Source organism: Candidatus Micrarchaeota archaeon (assembly GCA_028866575.1).
In the GTDB taxonomy this organism is placed as follows: Archaea; Micrarchaeota; Micrarchaeia; order Micrarchaeales; family Micrarchaeaceae; genus UBA12276.
Genome location: JAGWHU010000003.1, coordinates 111,630 through 126,792, shown reverse-complemented (window position 1 = coordinate 126,792; position 15,163 = coordinate 111,630). Strand labels below are relative to the sequence as shown.

Genomic DNA, 15,163 nt, shown 5'->3' with positions numbered 1-15,163 from the left:
TTATTTTTTGTCCAGCATTTTTTTGAAAAACTTCAGTTCATTATTGCCGTGGGTAAAAAGCTTGTGTTTTACGTCTTTCTTTGTAAAATACCAGTGAAGAATTTTGCCCGTGAAGGAATCGGGGAAATCAATGTAGTAGTCGTGGCTCATTTTTGATACGCCATTTTTCTCCCTGACCCTTACTAGACCCCCCTCTGCCAGATAAAAGGTGAATAATGGGCCAAGTAGCCTATACTTAGCAAGACCGCGCCATACTACAGTATAAGGAAAATCAACATACAGTATGTGACCCTTGAGATCGTTGTAGAATCCCGCAGCAATCTCCTTTTGATAAAATTCCACCCCAGTCTCGGGCCTGTTTTTTCCGTTGTAGTACCTCAATCCTCTATGCTCTTTTGGATTGGATGCGGTCCAGTTCTTGGGATTTGAGGCATACTCAAAGATAGTTCTTGCAGTATTGCTGATCTCAATTTCCGTGTGTATTTTCACTAGCGTATTCCCACCTAATCACGTATTTTGCCCTTTTGCTTCTATCGACTGCTTTGCAGTTTCAAGATTGCAGCTTTTATGTGTTGAGCACCATTCATGGCATTTGTCGGCCAGAGTTTTATCCGCATAATGCAGTTTGCATATGCTGCATTGATACGTGATTTTATCCTTTGGCATATTTATCAGGCGTCCTGTCAAAAGTTTCCTTGCATTTACTTGAGCAGAAAGCGTACTGCTTGCCTTTGTAGCTGCTCTTGAACTTAGAGCTTTCATTCACTTCCATTCCGCATATGAGATCTTTCATCTTTCCACCATATAATAAACATATTTCACTCCGCGATTATCCTGCCGTACATGCCCTTCTGAGCATGTCCTGGCACTGTGCATATGTAGTACGCATCGCCATTTGCCGAGAAAGAAACCTCCTGCCCGAAGTATTCGTTTGAGTTTGGGGGGAGCATCATGCTGCTAGCATATGAATACATCATCATGGGCATCATACCGTATGAGTATGGAGGGTCTTCATCCACCACGGTTAGAGAATGGCTGGCATCTGTATCTATGTTAACAACAAACATCGTTACTCTTGCTCCCTTCTGGAAGACAAGCGTTGGATTGGTAAGGTTATCTATCACAAAAGAATACATGCTCTGGTTTTTACCCATCGGTCCCATAAGCACCACCATCCTTACATCGCTGCCGTTGAAGTACAGAGTATTGTTCGATACCGATGCGGAGGACTCGGTTGCGATCATGCTGCCCAACTGGCTAGAGTTAAGCAGCGTTTCGCCGCTGAAGTTCCAGTAATGCACCATGCCGAAGCCCGGGCCAATCGATGACCAAGAATTGGTATACGAAGAGGATGTTGCCAAAAACAGCATCGCAGCTACTGCAATGAGCACTAGCGCCCCAATCAATGCAAATCTGTAGTATGCCCTGCTCGTTGTGCTCTTCGCCACCTTATTCACCTGCTGGCCCATAGCTCTTTGCGCAGTTCTTACAGCAGAAATTAAGGTACCTGCCGCCCATCTTTTTCCTGTACCCTCCCTTGTATATCTCGCAGCTGCAGTGTGCGCACGTAGTAAGCTTGGATTTTATTGCAATCTCGAACATGTCCCCGAACTTGTCTGAAAGCCTTGCCACGAACTTCCTCCCTGACGGAGTCAGATAATAGGCCTGTTTGTCCCTCTCCTTCCTGCCCCTGGTTTCTACATAATTGTATTTCTTGAGCTGTTTGAGGAACGGGTATATCTGCCCAGGACTGGCCTTTTTCCCTGACCTCCGCTCAACCTCCTTCATGATTTCATAGCCGTGCTGGGGCTTCTCGCTAAGCAGCAGCACCGTAAAAAGCTTCACCATGTTCTTTATCTCAATGTCAGGCATTCGCACCAACAGCGCATATATATCATATTATGATATATATAAAAATGTAATGTCAGGTACTCGGAAGTGAGTGCAAAAGGCACGAACCGGCACGATGATAAACCGACGACAATAACAGGCATTTTTTGGTTACCAGGCAGGTTTATAAATGTGTGCATAAAAGGGATGATATTTTTTTACAACTCAAAGAAAGCAAGCATTTTTAAAGCATTTGTGAGATTTACTAGAGTTGGGTGACTCAATGGACCAGACAAATCCGAAATACACTATCAAGAGAGACAAGTCAAAGGTTGCGTTTGACTCTTCTAAGATTGAACTCGCCGTTTCAAAGGCCTTCAACGAGGTTTACAAGACAAGGGAGGAGTCGGAAAACGCCAAGTCCGCAAATGTCATAACGGAAGTGATAGTAAAGAACCTGGCCAATACCAACAAGGAGGAGATAGGGGTAGAGGAGATACAGGATGCGGTCGAGAACGCGCTCATGCAGAACGAGCCGAAAGTGGCAAAGAGTTATATTCTATATAGGAACAAGCGCGCAGAGCTGCGCACGTTCAGGAGATCCCTTGGCATACCGAACGACAGCCTGAAGGTATCCATAAATTCTGTGATAGTGCTCGCAGCAAGGTACCTGCTCAAGAACGACCAGGGCAAGATAATAGAGTCGCCGCAGCAGCTCTTCGGCAGGGTGGCAAAGGCGATAGCAGGCGCAGAGGCGGTATTCGGGAAGAGCAGCGAGGATGTCATGAAGATCGAGCAGGAGTTCTACGACCTGATGGCAACCTCCAAGTTCATGCCGAACTCGCCCACGCTAATGAATGCAGGCACCAAGGACGGGCAATTGAGCGCATGCTTCGTGATACCTGTAGGGGATTCGATACCGGAAATATACGACGCGCTGAAGTACCAGGCCCTGGTCCACAAGACCGGCGGAGGCACAGGATTCGCCTTCTCAAGACTTAGGCCCTCGAACGATTTCGTCGGATCGACGCACGGAGTCGCATCCGGGCCGATTTCCTTCATGAAGATATTCGACGCATCAACTGAGGAGATAAAGCAGGGGGGCAAAAGAAGGGGTGCGAACATGGGCATACTTCGCGTAGACCATCCCAACATACTGGACTTCATAGTGCTCAAGGAGAACGAGGGAACATTGAGGAACTTCAACATATCAGTTGGCATTACCGATGCGTTCATGAAGGCATTGAAGGACAACAAGGACTACATGCTAGTAAACCCGCACAACGGCCTTACTGTTGGGAAGCTCAACGCAAGGGCCGTATGGAACCTCATAGTCACAATGGCATGGAAGACAGGAGATCCAGGACTGGTCTTCCTTGACAGGATAAACTCAAGCTATGCAAACCCTGTTCCGAGCTATGGCCCTGTCGAATCTACTAACCCATGCGGAGAGCAGCCTTTGTACCCTTACGACTCGTGCAACCTTGGCTCCATAAACCTTGCGAAGATGGTGAAGAGCGCTGGCGATCATTACGAGATAGACTGGGACGAGCTGAAAAGGGTTACAAGGCTGGCCACAAGGTTCCTTGACAACGTGGTAGAGGCGAACAGGTACCCTATACCCGAGATAGACAGGGTCAGCAGGGCCATTAGGAGAATAGGCCTGGGCGTAATGGGCTGGTCCGACATGCTGATAAAGCTAGGCATGCGGTACGACAGCAACGAGGCGCTGCTGCTCGCGGAGCAGATAATGTCGTTCATAACGCAGAATGCCAGGAAGATGAGCGAGGAGCTTGCCGAGGAGAGGGGGCCGTTCCCCGAGTTCCACAACAGCATATGGGCACGCCTTGGGTTCAAGCCGCTCAGGAACTCCACGGTAACAACCATAGCACCTACCGGCACGATAAGCATAATAGCGGGGGGGACCTCGCAGGGCATAGAGCCGATATTTTCCATAGTGTACCTGAGGAACGTCAGCGAGTCCCTCGGATCAAACCTGATAGAGGTAAACAACGAGTTCGAGTCCTATGCCCTTGAGTACGGGTTCTATTCCGATGAGCTCATGCACAAGCTTGCCAATACGGTATCCATACAGGGCTTTGATGAGATACCTGAGCAGGTAAGGAAGCTCTTCGTCACGGCGCATGACATATCGCCAGAATGGCACGTCAAGATGCAGGCCGCATTCCAGAAGCACACGGACAACGGCGTATCCAAAACGATAAACTTCCCGAACTGGGCTACCCCGCAGGACATAGAGGAGGCATACCAGCTCGCATGGAAACTGGGATGCAAGGGCATAACGGTATACAGGGATGCATCCAAGAGCGTGCAGGTGCTCCAGTCGGTAAAGGGCGCGGTGCAGCAGAAAAGCCTTACCGAAATAAGGAAGGAGCACGAGAAAAGTAAGGAGGAGGTAACGCCCATGAGCATGTCCGCAATCTCCATAGAGGCGGAAAGGTATTCGCTCACTATAGGGAAGGAGCAGCGATGCCCGGAATGCTCAACTGTGATGATACCTGGTTCCGGCTGCCTGACATGCCCAAGGTGCGCCTACAGCAAGTGCGAATGACCTAAGTCCTGTTGCTAGCGCGCGGACCATCCGCCATCCACCGGCAGCACGACTCCAGTGACGTATGCGCTTGCACCGGATGCAAGGAATACAGCCGCGCCCTTCAATTCTTCAACTGCGCCCAGCCTACCGAAAGGCGTCCTCTCCTTTATGTGAGCCATTATCCCCTTGTCGTTCTGTATCCCGGCAGTCATCTCGCTCGGGAAGAACCCCGGGGCTATTGCATTGACCCTCACATTGTATTGCGCCCACTCAACCGCAAGCGCCCTGGTAAGGTTTACAACGGCGCCTTTCGACGCATAGTACGCAGCTGCTGGTATCACGTCGCCGAAAAGGCCGTATATCGAGGCTATGTTTATTATGCTGCCGCTTACCTTTTTCCTTATCATGCTCTTCGCTGCCTCCTTTGCAAAATAGAATGTGCCGTTCAGATCCACGTTTACCACGTTCAGCCAGTCCTTTTCAGTCAATTTCAGCGCAGGCCCGGCCACGCCTACGCCTGCGTTGTTTACAAGTATATCAACTTTCCCGAACCTCCTCTCCGCCTCTTCCATTACCTTCTTTGCCGATGTTTCCTTCGTGACGTCTGCAGCCATCGGTATCACCTCGGCGCCGGTTGCCTTTGATATGCTCCTGGCGTTTGCCTTGAGCTTGTCGATCCTCCTTGCGCACACGATTAAGCTGGCGCCGGCCTCCGCAAGGGCGGTTGAAAAACCTATCCCGAGCCCGCTGGATACGCCGGTGACTATACCGACCTTGCCGTCAAGCCTGAAGCTTTTCAGAGCATGCATGAGATCACCATCCATCTACTAGCACAATTAACAATTATATATGCACCACTACCTTGTCAGGTACTTGGCTTCTCCGGCATCATCATGCAGAAAAATCACAACGATACCCCTATCAGCTTCAGCAATACGACTACCGCGGTTCCCGGGAGCCCGAGCACAGCTACTATTATTATCACTATAAGATCGAACCTTATTCCAAGATTGAATATCGCATTGAGAAGGAATATGGATATGAATCCCAGTATGAGGTTTAGCAGAAGCCCGAGTATGGCGCGGCCCAGGCTGAATATTATGTACAGGATTAGGAAAATGCCCAAAATAAGCACGAATTCTGATATTATTCCGCTTATTATTGGCATCGGAATCAATTTTTATTTGTTACCTTGTCTTTTGCGTACTGCTTCTTGCGGTGCGCCATTTTCCTGGCGATGCTGGCAGCCTTGCTGAACTTCCGGTACACTTTCGGGTTCCTGCCCTTGTTGATGTTGGCCTTAGCCTGCAGCTCCTTTGCCACCAGCTTTTCGCTTGCGCCGCCCTTCCTGCCCTTCTCCACCAGGGTTTTCGGATTCAGCTTTGCAGCACCCTTGCCGTAAGGATGCCGCCTTGCAGTGCTCAAGGCAAGCCCCAGCCTCTTGCGCTTGCCCCTGTACCTGTTTGGGCTCATTGCATTCCCCTCATGACCCTTCGCTTGGCCTTCCTGACGTTCTCTTTTATGACCTCTTCCTGTTCCTTCAGCCTTTTAAGCTCGCGTTTCAATACGCGCCTACCTATTTTATGGTGCAGAGGCTGCCTCCTCTTGTACACTTTCCCGTTCCTGTGCACCTCAACCATTTTCATCTTGGCCATATATCCACCGTAGTTAAATCTGTTACAATTTATATATTGGTTTTCTTATAGTACGGTTGCAATGCTAACCATGTCGAATCCTGAATTTGGAGCCCAAGCCGCAAATCAAAAGCAGGTTGGAAAAATAGGGCCATCAATGAAGGGCTGTTTGACTTGTGCTACCATACGCGATAGATTTCACGCCTTCCTGCTACGTACATGTCGTGGTAGCCTTCCATTTTTGCCATGGTTTTTTTCATCTCCTCGTCGGGCTTCATGTATTTCTCGAAGCTTTTCTCGAATTCGGCCAAATCCTTATACTGGCTCACCATGACCACCTTGTTGAATTCGCCAGTCATGTCGGTCATTATGCTGGTTCCACTCTCTCCCCCCATTGCCTCCTTGAACATCTTCGCCATTTTCGAGGCGTTTCCTGGCTTGCATATAAAAATGTCGTGCACTATTATCATGGTTTTCACCCGTTCCAGTTTGGTTTATGGATAAAAAAATAAATACCTTGCCGTATGGTTCGGCCAGGTATCAACGGCACTTAACCGCATCAGGCAAACGCCAGGCCTAAGACAGCCATGAATTCACGCTGCTTATGAATGCCTGGTTGGTAATCAGATACTGGACCCCGGGCATCATCCCTGTTGCAGGTATGTCCTTGCTTCCGGAGGGTATCTCGTAGTAACCAGTGCCTTGCCATGCGAATTTCCCGCCTGCCTGGGGCATGAAAACGTTGCCGCTTGACATTGTTGTAGTTTGGTTTGTCGCGCTCGGTAGGTTTGGGATTATCGAGCTCGGCACGTTTGAGGCCGTTGCATTCAATGCGTTGGCGGATATCGAATTCGTCATGTTGGCGGTCATTGCATTAGACATGTTGGCTGATATTGAGTTGGCTGCATTAGTGGTCATTACATGGGACATGTTGGCTGTTGGCGTGTTTGAAACGTTTGGAAGTATTGTGTTTGGCATTGATACATTTCCAATTGCCGGTATCGTTGGAAGCCCTGCCACTGTGGTTGGCGCTGTGGAATAGCCGTATTGTGCCACCGCCAACGGCACGGCAATGGCCATAGCTGCGAATATTATAAACACATTAGATATTTTCCACATATTATCACGAGCTACATTATGAATTAACTTTATTTTAACACTTTCTTTATATTTAGGCTTCACAGACGAAAAATGCGCTGACCATGGTGAAAGCTAGAACATATTTTCAGGATAGGGCGCGTTTGCAGGTGTGCTCTGCGTTACGTCCCAGTACTCCTCTATCTTCCCGCTGCTGCCAAAGCGGAATAGGTGCACCTGCCTGAGCCCGCTCTTCTTGTCCTCGGACTGCAATGTGGTATAAACTGCTACCATGTCTCCCTCTGCAATCACGCTCCTAACCTTGAATGTAGCGTTTTTGTTGCCCTGCATCGACTTGTCGCCCTGCACCCTTACAATGGCTTCGAGGAGCGCATCCATTCCCGGCTCTGTGTACGGATTGTGGTGCCTGCAGTCTTTGGTAAACAGGTACCTTGCCTTCTTTATGTCCCCAAGAGCCCCGAAGAACTTCAGGGCAGATTCCTTTTCCTGCTTTTCAATCCCGTTCTCCACAGTTTCACCCTTTCTTAGCCTTCTCCTTTTTCGCATCTTCGGCAATCTTCTTCCTTGCGAGTTCGGGCTCCTGTATGTACAGGATTATCGCGTTCGCATGCCCATGGCCCAGCTTTTCCTTGCCCTTAAGCCATTTTAGGAGATCGCCGTGCCTGACAAGCCCCTTCTTCTTCGCCTCCTTTCTGTAGTACTCGGGATCCTTCCCGGTCTTCGCCTTTATGTTGTCTATGTATGCCTTGTAGGTCATGGTTTCACCCTTCACACCTTACGTTTAACCTGCACCTAAATGGTATTTGACCAATCGGCACTGTGAAGAATCCTTGCTGGCTTTCTGTTGTAATGGCTTCCTGTCATCGTGTCAACCCCGCATCCTGTGCACTTCCTCAACCAGCTTGTCCGACTGCGAGTTCCATCCCATTTCCATGCCTTCCAGCATCATCTTCGCCCTTCCGGCATCAGCCTTGGTTACGACTATGTGCAGTTTCATAAATGTCTTACCTGCCCTTTCCTCTAATTCTACAGTCACCATATTCTCTACGAGCGCCTCCTGCCTTTCGTCTATTGCCCTGGATGTGAATACGAGCCTTGTTTCAGGAGTCACTTCTATGAATTTTCCGTCCATAGGCCACCTCTGGCCTGCAAAATCCCCCATTTCCTTCCCGGCCTGCATCACTATGTTTATCCTGCCTTTAGGCCTCGGGTCCCATTCGCACGTGGGATTCGTAACCCCTTTCGGTCCCCACCATTTCTGCACAATATTCCTGTCGGTCCACGCCCTCCACACCAGATTCCGCGGCGCATCGAACGTGCGCGTTATTGTCAATTCCCTTTTTTCGCTTGGTTCAGCCATACAAATCACATCTTTGTTTTTTTCGAGTGTCTATTTTCCTCTTTCAATACCTCGTCCAGCCTGTCAAAACGCGCATCCCACAATTTTTTCGTTTGCCTGACCCATGCCTCCAGCTCAAGGATCGAATCCGGGTTTACCCTGTATATGTGCTGCTGCGCATGCTTTTCCATCCGCAAGAGCCTCGTTTCCAGAAGTATCCTGAGGTGCTGCGATATTGCCTGCGGGCTTATCCTGAAGTTGCGGCTTATCTCTGTCGCGGACATCTGCCCGTTAGTTGCAAGCATTTCTATTATCTTTCTCCTACGCGGTTCAGCAAGCGCATAAAACATGTCCATGAATATATTATAAACCTTTAGCTTTATAAAGCTATTGCTTTATTAAGGCTGGCCATTAAATCTTTAGCCTATTGCGAGCATTATCCCTAATCCCATTGCTCCCATCGAGCGTTACCCACTTGGGTTCTATGTCTTTTTGTCATTAAATCGCTCCTTTGTTTATCTTTTTGTTTCCATAAACTGTCTTTTTGACTTTGTCGAAAATATAAAGAAGGTCTGGATTCGATATCTTCTTTCTTGCAGTAAGGAAAAATGTTTCGAACCTCTTTTTATCAACTTCTTTTGAATATAATGCAATCTGTATTATATAATCAAGAGCATCTATTTGCTTGACGAGCTTTGCTTCTTCTGAACTTTGGTTCTTTAATTCTTTCCAGATTTTTGTAAATTCCCCCCTATCTTTCCTTTGTAGATGTGAGAGCATTTTCATATGACTTTTATGTTCAACTTTGGCTTTTTCTACGTTGCTCGTTTCTTGCAATTCTTCCCTATGCCGTGTTGCGATATCCCCAGATATTACTTCATTTATATCGTGAGTTAGTGCCATTAGCATCGCTTTGTTGGCATCCAGCTTTAAATCCTTAGCAATAATATAAGCCAGAAGTGCGGTGCTGAAGGAATGGTCAGCAACACTTTCGGGATTTTTAACTTTAGACCTGACCCATCCAGTTCTTCTTACTCTTTTTAGCTTATTCACCTCTGTCATAAATTTTAGGATAGTATCTAATCTTTGCTTTTCCATTTTAGTCAACTCTGTAGGTTCCAATCTCCCTTTTGCTCCCATTGGGATTACTCTACTGGGTATATGTGCGCTACTTTGGGATTGAAGAAGCGGAACTACGCTGAACTGCATAGCCTTCGCTACTCTTTTTGTTTTTTTGTTCATTTATGGCACCTTCTGTTTCCTCGCTCCTTAGAAGAATATTTATCCTATGCGATGCAAATACCCTAACTGGCTGAGCATCTGTTTTATCTGCAGCGATTTTCCTTAATAAAGCAACATCTCTGACTTTTCGTGTTATTGCAAACTCCCTAACATCTTGTTCAAGTGTTTTATCTTGTGCTATTTGGGCTATTACAGCATCGTTATAATTTAATTTTCTTATGGCAGGCCTTCTGACATAATAGTGTTCCGTCCTATCAAGGGCGAGGCCCCTGATAAAGCCAACATCATGCATCCTTGATATTGCAGCATTTCTTATCTTAAATGGTTCTTCCCTATCAAGCGCCAAAGAATTAATGCAATCCTCACTTCTATCTAAATCTAATCTATTTATTGCATGTTCTCTTACATTCTGATTTAAGGATTTGTTTTTTGCTATAACTTCCAAAAGTGAAGCATCTTCACTGGGTCTCAAATTATTTATTACCTTATGTAATCTAAATCCATATTTCACCACTCCATCAACCTCTTTATTGCAAAGATATCTATTCGCATATGCTCCCATCGGGATTTGAACCCGAGCCTCGGCCTTGAGAGGGCCGTGTCCTTGACCGGACTAGACGATAGGAGCATCTCTTGGCAAGATAATACCTTTCGTATCATCTTATTTAATAATTAGTATTTACCCTTCTCATTATCCTGTTCAGCCTTGTCAGCATCGCGTTTTCGGTCCCTACCTTCTCGGATATTATATCGACTATGTTTATTTCCGTGTCCTTCGAGAACTTTGCAGCCTCGTCTATGAAGTTGGCCTTAGTGTCCTCGTCCTCCTGCGGCTGTATGACCCCGTTTTCGACATCCTTTATCTTGGTTTCAAGCATCTGCATTGATTTGGAAAAGCTTTCTACTGTGCCGTAAGGTATCGTCCTTATGGCTATGTTCTGCTCGAAAAGCGCCACGTGCAGCGCTGCCTTGCTGGATTCGTGCAGTATCTTGAACGGCATCTTGTACAACGATCGGAAGATTGCGCTTGATACCTCCGCCTTTGGCATCTTCAGCTCGGCCATTAGCGCAGGCAGTACAAGAAGGTTCCTCTCCGGCTTTATCTTGGTCTTTCTCGCGCTGTTGAACGATTCTATGTAGCTCTTCCTTTCCTCCTTTCCAACGCTATAGAACAGATCAACGTACGTGTTTGTTGCCGTTTCTATGCTTTTTGAATGCATGTCTGGATCGTCGGGATCCGAGCCAGGCGATTGGGGCTCGCCATGGAATTGCTGGTGGTGCTTCTGGCCCTTCGAGTGGGCGTTGAGCACGTTTATTATGGATGATATCCTGCTTATCTGGGAATTCAGCCTTCCGGAATATAGGGAAATGTTTGAATTCCTGTGCTTTATCGCGTGCTTGTTCGCATATGCGGTTGCGAAAAGCAGCGATTTCAGCGGCAGCACGTTGGCTTTGCACCTTATTTCCAATGAAAGCCCTTTGCTTCTCAACCTGGGTCGCAGGTGTCGGGTCCTTTCCAAAAGCATCACTAGTAAGGTAATATTATACTGGTTCGTGAAAATTCAATGTGAAGTATTCAGTATGCTCTAATTAGGTTTAAATAGCTTGTTGTCTATTTCCGGTTTGCCTTCCTTCCATCAATGGCTTCCCTTATGGAATGCCTTTCAACAACCCTGGCCTTGAGCTCGTCCACGTCCTTGTACCTGTTTTCCATCGCTATGTGCTCTACCTGCTTGAATTTGTTCTCGTATGCGTGATAGGCGGATATCGCGGCCACGTATGCGTCCCTCTCGTGCGGGTTATTTATGCCGAGGCCCATCGCTGCGATCCTCTTCTCGCCCACCTTGAACTCCCTCTCCGGGCTGAAAAGCCTTGACCTGAAGGCGCTGTTCACCCTCCTTACAAGCTCGCTGGCGTTGGGCTTGTCGCTTGCCACTATTACCGGCGTGCCCACGCCGTTAAGTACCTCTATGAGCCAATCGTGCCCGCCGAAGGTCCTGTGGGCCCTGTACAGCAGCTTGCCCTTCAGGTCCAGGCAGACTATCCCGCACGTCTTTCCGGGGTCTATTCCAGCTATTAAGTACATCAAACCATATTCAGCCGTTTAGGTGCTTAACAGAATAATTTATTGCGTAATCAAGCGTCTGCGGTATCGTGGAGTACCTGCAGTTTGCTATTATCTCCGGTGTAGATACTATGTGGTACAGGCTTGCGAACTGCGCCTGTATGTTCAGGGTCGTGGTGACGTTCTGCATGCAGGAGCCGAATTCAGTTGCGTTGAGGCCGGAGCCCTGCACTATCTGGTACAGCGTCTGGTTCGGGATCGGTTTTCCGGTGTATGCCATGCTCAGGTTTGATACGAAGGGCGCGAACGTCCCGCGCTGCTTGGACGCGCATACGAGGTACCTTCCAAGCTGCTGCGTCTGCTCGATCCCGAAGGATTTGTAGTACTGTATTGAATAGCCGCCGAATATGAAGAAGTAGCTCACGTTTATGGTGTTGCCGTAATTCCTTGCGGCGCTTATTGTGGTGTTGAGCGCGTTAAGCATTCCTGGCGCATACGGGTCAGTCACAACGTATATCGGTATTGGAAGAGAGGTCTTGCATGCGGATTCTCCGTACAGGCTCACTGTTCCGAGAGCAGCCACGCTGTCGTTCGTGGGGATTGCCGGCTTGAGCGTCTGGAGGTAGGAGTTTGCGATGCTCAGGTTCGAATCGTGGAGAGCCATTGAGATGTTGAATGTTATGTTCCTGTTGTACGGGTCTATGTACGGGGTTACCACGAGCCATTCCTTGCTCTGCGGCAGGTAGCTTACCTCAGACTCGTTCACAAGCGAGAAGTACGGTATGAGCGAGAGCGACGTGTTTATGCTGGAATACGCCGCAAGGTACCTGCTTGCCGCTGCAAGCGCCTGCGCGCTCGTGTGCATCGTGGTGTTGCAGGTTCCGTTTGACATAGATCCGTACTGGCAGTTGGTTATGACAACGCCCTGCTTGAAGTAGCTTAGCGCGAACGCAAGCACAATCAATACCACAACAAGCGCGAGAAGCGTTATGTGAAGGTAATCGAGCCCGAAGTTCTTGAGCGCAGGCTTGACTATGAAGACAGGCTCCTTGCCCGTCATTTTGGGATCCTTGCCCTGTTTTTTGACTACCATGCATACACCATTACGGGCCTGGTGGGATTTTCATAACTTTCGGACTATCAAAAGTTTACTTTGAACCCACGACCTTCACCTTAGGAGGATGCCGCTCTATCCAAGCTGAGCTACAGGCCCTTCATTAATTTTAGAAGGATAGTTATATTAAACATTAACGGATTAAGCGATTTTGCAATCCCCAGGCATTGCCCAGAATCAGTAAACTATATATATCTCGCATATCGTATATGAATTGATGGTAATATGGAAGTTAGGAAACCTGTGTCAAATACCAAGAATGATTCTGTAGCGCCGCTATTAAGGAAGGAGGCAGAGAAGCAGACAAAAAAGAGGAGAAGCAAGAGGCCGGTTGCAGAAGGGTCCGTAATACTACCGCCTTCCGAATGCTATGGATTGCGCCTCCCGACCCCGGTAAAGGGGTTTAGGTATCCCATACCATACGCTGAAGACTAGTCACATCCTTTCCAATGCACATATGCCGATAACTTCAAGCATCTCCTTCATCGAATCCTTGAACGCAGCGGTTAGCTTGATCCTGATTAGCTTCTCGCTGTCAGATTCTGCCTTGAGTATCGGCGAGTTCTCGTAGAAGCTCGCGAACGCATAGCCGAGCTCGCTTATGTAATCGGTTATCACGTTTGGCCTCAGCTCTTTCACGGCCTTTTCAAGCACAAATCCCTTCTTGGAGATTAATTTTATCAGCGCAAACTCCGATTCATTCAGTTCCGGTATACGCATTTCCTTTTTCAATAATTCCTTCGGGGCTTCCTCCATTATCCTTGACGCCCTAGCATGCATGTATTGGGCATAGGGGCCTGAGTTACCCTCGAAGTTCAGCGCCTTTTCCCACGAGAACACTATCTTTTTTTCAGGGCTGACTTTCAGGAATTCAAACTTTATTGCGGCGATTGCGACCTCCTTTGCTATCTCATGCTCCTCCTCCCTGCCAAGCTTGAACCTTGAGCTTACAAGGGTCATCGCCTTTGCCTCCGTTTCCCTTAGCAGGTCATCTGCGCTGTAACCCTGCCATGTGCCCTTTCTCCCCGAGAGCGCCCCTGATTCAAGCTCGACCATCCCGTATGCCAGATGCCTGATATTTCCGGCTTCGTCCTTTTTGCCCATGGTGCTGAACACAAGCCTCAGGACAGACTGCGGGTGGCTCTGCCTTACGTCTATGATGTTTATCGCGATCTTCGCGTTGGTGAAATCCATCTGTTTGCCCTCCGGACTGGTCGTGTACAACGCATCGCCATTCGGCTGCCTTCCCATAAATGCGGAGTACTTGAACGTATTCTCTATCATCCCGAATTTCCACATGTGGAAGGCTATGTCCTTGGCTATGTACGTTGGCGCGCCGTTGCTCCTCACCAGCACCTTGACGTCTTCCTTCAGGCCCTTGAATTCTTCAGGGAGATCCTTTATTTTCTTGAGATCGATTAGGATGCAATTGGCGTAATCCCCTTCTTTGGGCGTTTCCACGAACCCGTGGCCCTTGAGCATATGCAGCGCCTTTTCGAGGAGCTTCTCCCTTACTATGTCGCTTTCCCATACGAGCAGGTCATGGAATATGGAAAGGTTGAACGCGGTTTCGTATTGAGCCTTCACGCATTCATTCACCACGTCCCTCAGGAGCTTCGATTCATACGTTCCGTCCTGGCTCATCAGCGACATCATGTCCGATATGCCGCTCTTTGCAGATTCCTCGTTTATGTGCTGGTTGGCCTTAACGTATTCCTCACCGAGCCAGTGATCGAATTTCTTTTCTGGCTTCCGGTTTGTGCTCACGTACCACCACAGCGTTTCGGCCATCTGCAAGCCCAGATCGTCTATGTAGTCCTCGCGCTCTATATCGAAGCCCAGGGCAGAATACATCTTGGATATCGAATCCCCGAGAAGCGCGTTCCTTAGGTGACCGATGTGCCATGGCTTGTTCGGGTTTACGCTCGGATACTCTATTATGACCTTGCCTGCCTTGCGCTTGGCTGGATTTTCATTTGGCCTCAGGACCATTTCAGCAAACGCGTTCCTGTCCAAATGGAAATTAAGGAAACCGTTTTCAACCGTTATTTCACTGACAAACCCCGGCTTTTCCATTTTTGACATTATTTCCCTTGCTATGGAATTCGCATCCTTCTTCAGCTCCTTTGCAAGCCTGAACGATATGGATGACGAGAAATCCCCGAATCCCTTCGAGAATTCTATTGTGCCCGTTATGTTTTCCGCGCTGTGGCCCAGTTTGCCCGCGGCCTTGCCTATCGCCTCTGACAATTTCGAGACCGCATTTGAATATGTTGAGCCGTTCATG

At 48.2% G+C, this 15,163-nt stretch carries 22 protein-coding genes and 2 tRNA genes; 2 read left to right on the top strand and 22 right to left on the bottom strand.

What is annotated here, in order from left to right:
• The 4 genes from KGI06_02775 to KGI06_02760 form a co-directional block, all read right to left on the bottom strand.
• The gene (locus KGI06_02775; GenBank protein ID MDE1871139.1) at positions 1-489 is read right to left on the bottom strand and encodes a hypothetical protein; all 489 of its coding nucleotides are present in this window, start codon (positions 487-489) and stop codon (positions 1-3) included.
• A 163-nt stretch (positions 490-652) separates the two neighbouring features.
• On the bottom strand, positions 653-793 hold the full coding sequence (locus KGI06_02770; GenBank protein MDE1871138.1) for a YHS domain-containing protein: 141 nt from the start codon (positions 791-793) through the stop codon (positions 653-655).
• Between the two features lie 25 nt (positions 794-818).
• A complete protein-coding gene (locus KGI06_02765) occupies positions 819-1,448 on the bottom strand; it encodes a hypothetical protein (GenBank protein MDE1871137.1) in 630 nt (209 codons plus the stop codon).
• Position 1,449: 1 nt separating this feature from the next.
• Positions 1,450-1,872 (bottom strand): PadR family transcriptional regulator, encoded by a 423-nt coding sequence (locus KGI06_02760; GenBank protein ID MDE1871136.1) that lies wholly within the window; start codon positions 1,870-1,872, stop codon positions 1,450-1,452.
• Between the two features lie 241 nt (positions 1,873-2,113).
• On the opposite strand from KGI06_02760, the gene KGI06_02755 reads away from it, so the two are divergent.
• The gene (locus tag KGI06_02755) at positions 2,114-4,402 is read left to right on the top strand and encodes an adenosylcobalamin-dependent ribonucleoside-diphosphate reductase (protein ID MDE1871135.1); all 2,289 of its coding nucleotides are present in this window, start codon (positions 2,114-2,116) and stop codon (positions 4,400-4,402) included.
• 14 nt (positions 4,403-4,416) lie between these two features.
• On the opposite strand, the gene KGI06_02750 is transcribed toward KGI06_02755, so the two are convergent.
• The 17 genes from KGI06_02750 to KGI06_02670 all read right to left on the bottom strand — a co-directional run bounded on the left by KGI06_02750 (position 4,417) and on the right by KGI06_02670 (position 12,975).
• Positions 4,417-5,193, bottom strand: a complete 777-nt coding sequence (locus tag KGI06_02750) for an SDR family oxidoreductase (GenBank protein MDE1871134.1) — start codon at positions 5,191-5,193, stop codon at positions 4,417-4,419.
• Between the two features lie 95 nt (positions 5,194-5,288).
• The gene (locus KGI06_02745; GenBank protein MDE1871133.1) at positions 5,289-5,552 is read right to left on the bottom strand and encodes a pro-sigmaK processing inhibitor BofA family protein; all 264 of its coding nucleotides are present in this window, start codon (positions 5,550-5,552) and stop codon (positions 5,289-5,291) included.
• Positions 5,553-5,557: 5 nt separating this feature from the next.
• Positions 5,558-5,857: a hypothetical protein gene (locus tag KGI06_02740; protein ID MDE1871132.1), complete on the bottom strand. Its 300-nt coding sequence runs from the start codon at positions 5,855-5,857 to the stop codon at positions 5,558-5,560.
• On the bottom strand, positions 5,854-6,039 hold the full coding sequence (locus KGI06_02735) for a hypothetical protein (protein MDE1871131.1): 186 nt from the start codon (positions 6,037-6,039) through the stop codon (positions 5,854-5,856). Before KGI06_02735 ends, KGI06_02740 begins: the two co-directional genes overlap by 4 nt.
• Before the next feature lie 158 nt (positions 6,040-6,197).
• Positions 6,198-6,488 (bottom strand): hypothetical protein, encoded by a 291-nt coding sequence (locus KGI06_02730; protein MDE1871130.1) that lies wholly within the window; start codon positions 6,486-6,488, stop codon positions 6,198-6,200.
• 106 nt (positions 6,489-6,594) lie between these two features.
• Positions 6,595-7,137, bottom strand: a complete 543-nt coding sequence (locus tag KGI06_02725) for a hypothetical protein (GenBank protein ID MDE1871129.1) — start codon at positions 7,135-7,137, stop codon at positions 6,595-6,597.
• 93 nt (positions 7,138-7,230) lie between these two features.
• Positions 7,231-7,626 carry a nuclear transport factor 2 family protein gene (locus KGI06_02720; GenBank protein MDE1871128.1) on the bottom strand — a complete coding sequence of 132 codons (396 nt, stop codon included), beginning with the start codon at positions 7,624-7,626 and terminating at the stop codon, positions 7,231-7,233.
• 4 nt (positions 7,627-7,630) lie between these two features.
• On the bottom strand, positions 7,631-7,873 hold the full coding sequence (locus KGI06_02715) for a DUF4287 domain-containing protein (GenBank protein ID MDE1871127.1): 243 nt from the start codon (positions 7,871-7,873) through the stop codon (positions 7,631-7,633).
• A gap of 111 nt (positions 7,874-7,984) precedes the next feature.
• Positions 7,985-8,476: an SRPBCC domain-containing protein gene (locus tag KGI06_02710; protein ID MDE1871126.1), complete on the bottom strand. Its 492-nt coding sequence runs from the start codon at positions 8,474-8,476 to the stop codon at positions 7,985-7,987.
• A 5-nt stretch (positions 8,477-8,481) separates the two neighbouring features.
• Positions 8,482-8,811, bottom strand: coding sequence for a winged helix-turn-helix transcriptional regulator (locus tag KGI06_02705; protein ID MDE1871125.1), 330 nt, complete (start codon positions 8,809-8,811; stop codon positions 8,482-8,484).
• 142 nt (positions 8,812-8,953) lie between these two features.
• Positions 8,954-9,697, bottom strand: coding sequence for an HD domain-containing protein (locus tag KGI06_02700; protein MDE1871124.1), 744 nt, complete (start codon positions 9,695-9,697; stop codon positions 8,954-8,956).
• Positions 9,624-10,211 (bottom strand): hypothetical protein, encoded by a 588-nt coding sequence (locus tag KGI06_02695; protein MDE1871123.1) that lies wholly within the window; start codon positions 10,209-10,211, stop codon positions 9,624-9,626. Before KGI06_02695 ends, KGI06_02700 begins: the two co-directional genes overlap by 74 nt.
• A gap of 39 nt (positions 10,212-10,250) precedes the next feature.
• Positions 10,251-10,325, bottom strand: a tRNA-Glu gene (locus KGI06_02690).
• A 37-nt stretch (positions 10,326-10,362) separates the two neighbouring features.
• Positions 10,363-11,217 carry a hypothetical protein gene (locus tag KGI06_02685; GenBank protein MDE1871122.1) on the bottom strand — a complete coding sequence of 285 codons (855 nt, stop codon included), beginning with the start codon at positions 11,215-11,217 and terminating at the stop codon, positions 10,363-10,365.
• Positions 11,218-11,309: 92 nt separating this feature from the next.
• Positions 11,310-11,783 (bottom strand): DUF460 domain-containing protein, encoded by a 474-nt coding sequence (locus tag KGI06_02680; GenBank protein MDE1871121.1) that lies wholly within the window; start codon positions 11,781-11,783, stop codon positions 11,310-11,312.
• Between the two features lie 10 nt (positions 11,784-11,793).
• Complete coding sequence (locus KGI06_02675) at positions 11,794-12,855, bottom strand: hypothetical protein (protein ID MDE1871120.1); 1,062 nt, start codon at positions 12,853-12,855, stop codon at positions 11,794-11,796.
• A gap of 13 nt (positions 12,856-12,868) precedes the next feature.
• Positions 12,869-12,975, bottom strand: a tRNA-Arg gene (locus KGI06_02670).
• A 126-nt stretch (positions 12,976-13,101) separates the two neighbouring features.
• On the opposite strand from KGI06_02670, the gene KGI06_02665 reads away from it, so the two are divergent.
• Positions 13,102-13,311: a hypothetical protein gene (locus KGI06_02665; protein ID MDE1871119.1), complete on the top strand. Its 210-nt coding sequence runs from the start codon at positions 13,102-13,104 to the stop codon at positions 13,309-13,311.
• Here KGI06_02665 and KGI06_02660 read toward each other — a convergent pair whose 3' ends face one another.
• On the bottom strand, positions 13,312-15,162 hold the full coding sequence (locus KGI06_02660) for an arginine--tRNA ligase (protein MDE1871118.1): 1,851 nt from the start codon (positions 15,160-15,162) through the stop codon (positions 13,312-13,314).
• Position 15,163: the final 1 nt, after the last annotated feature.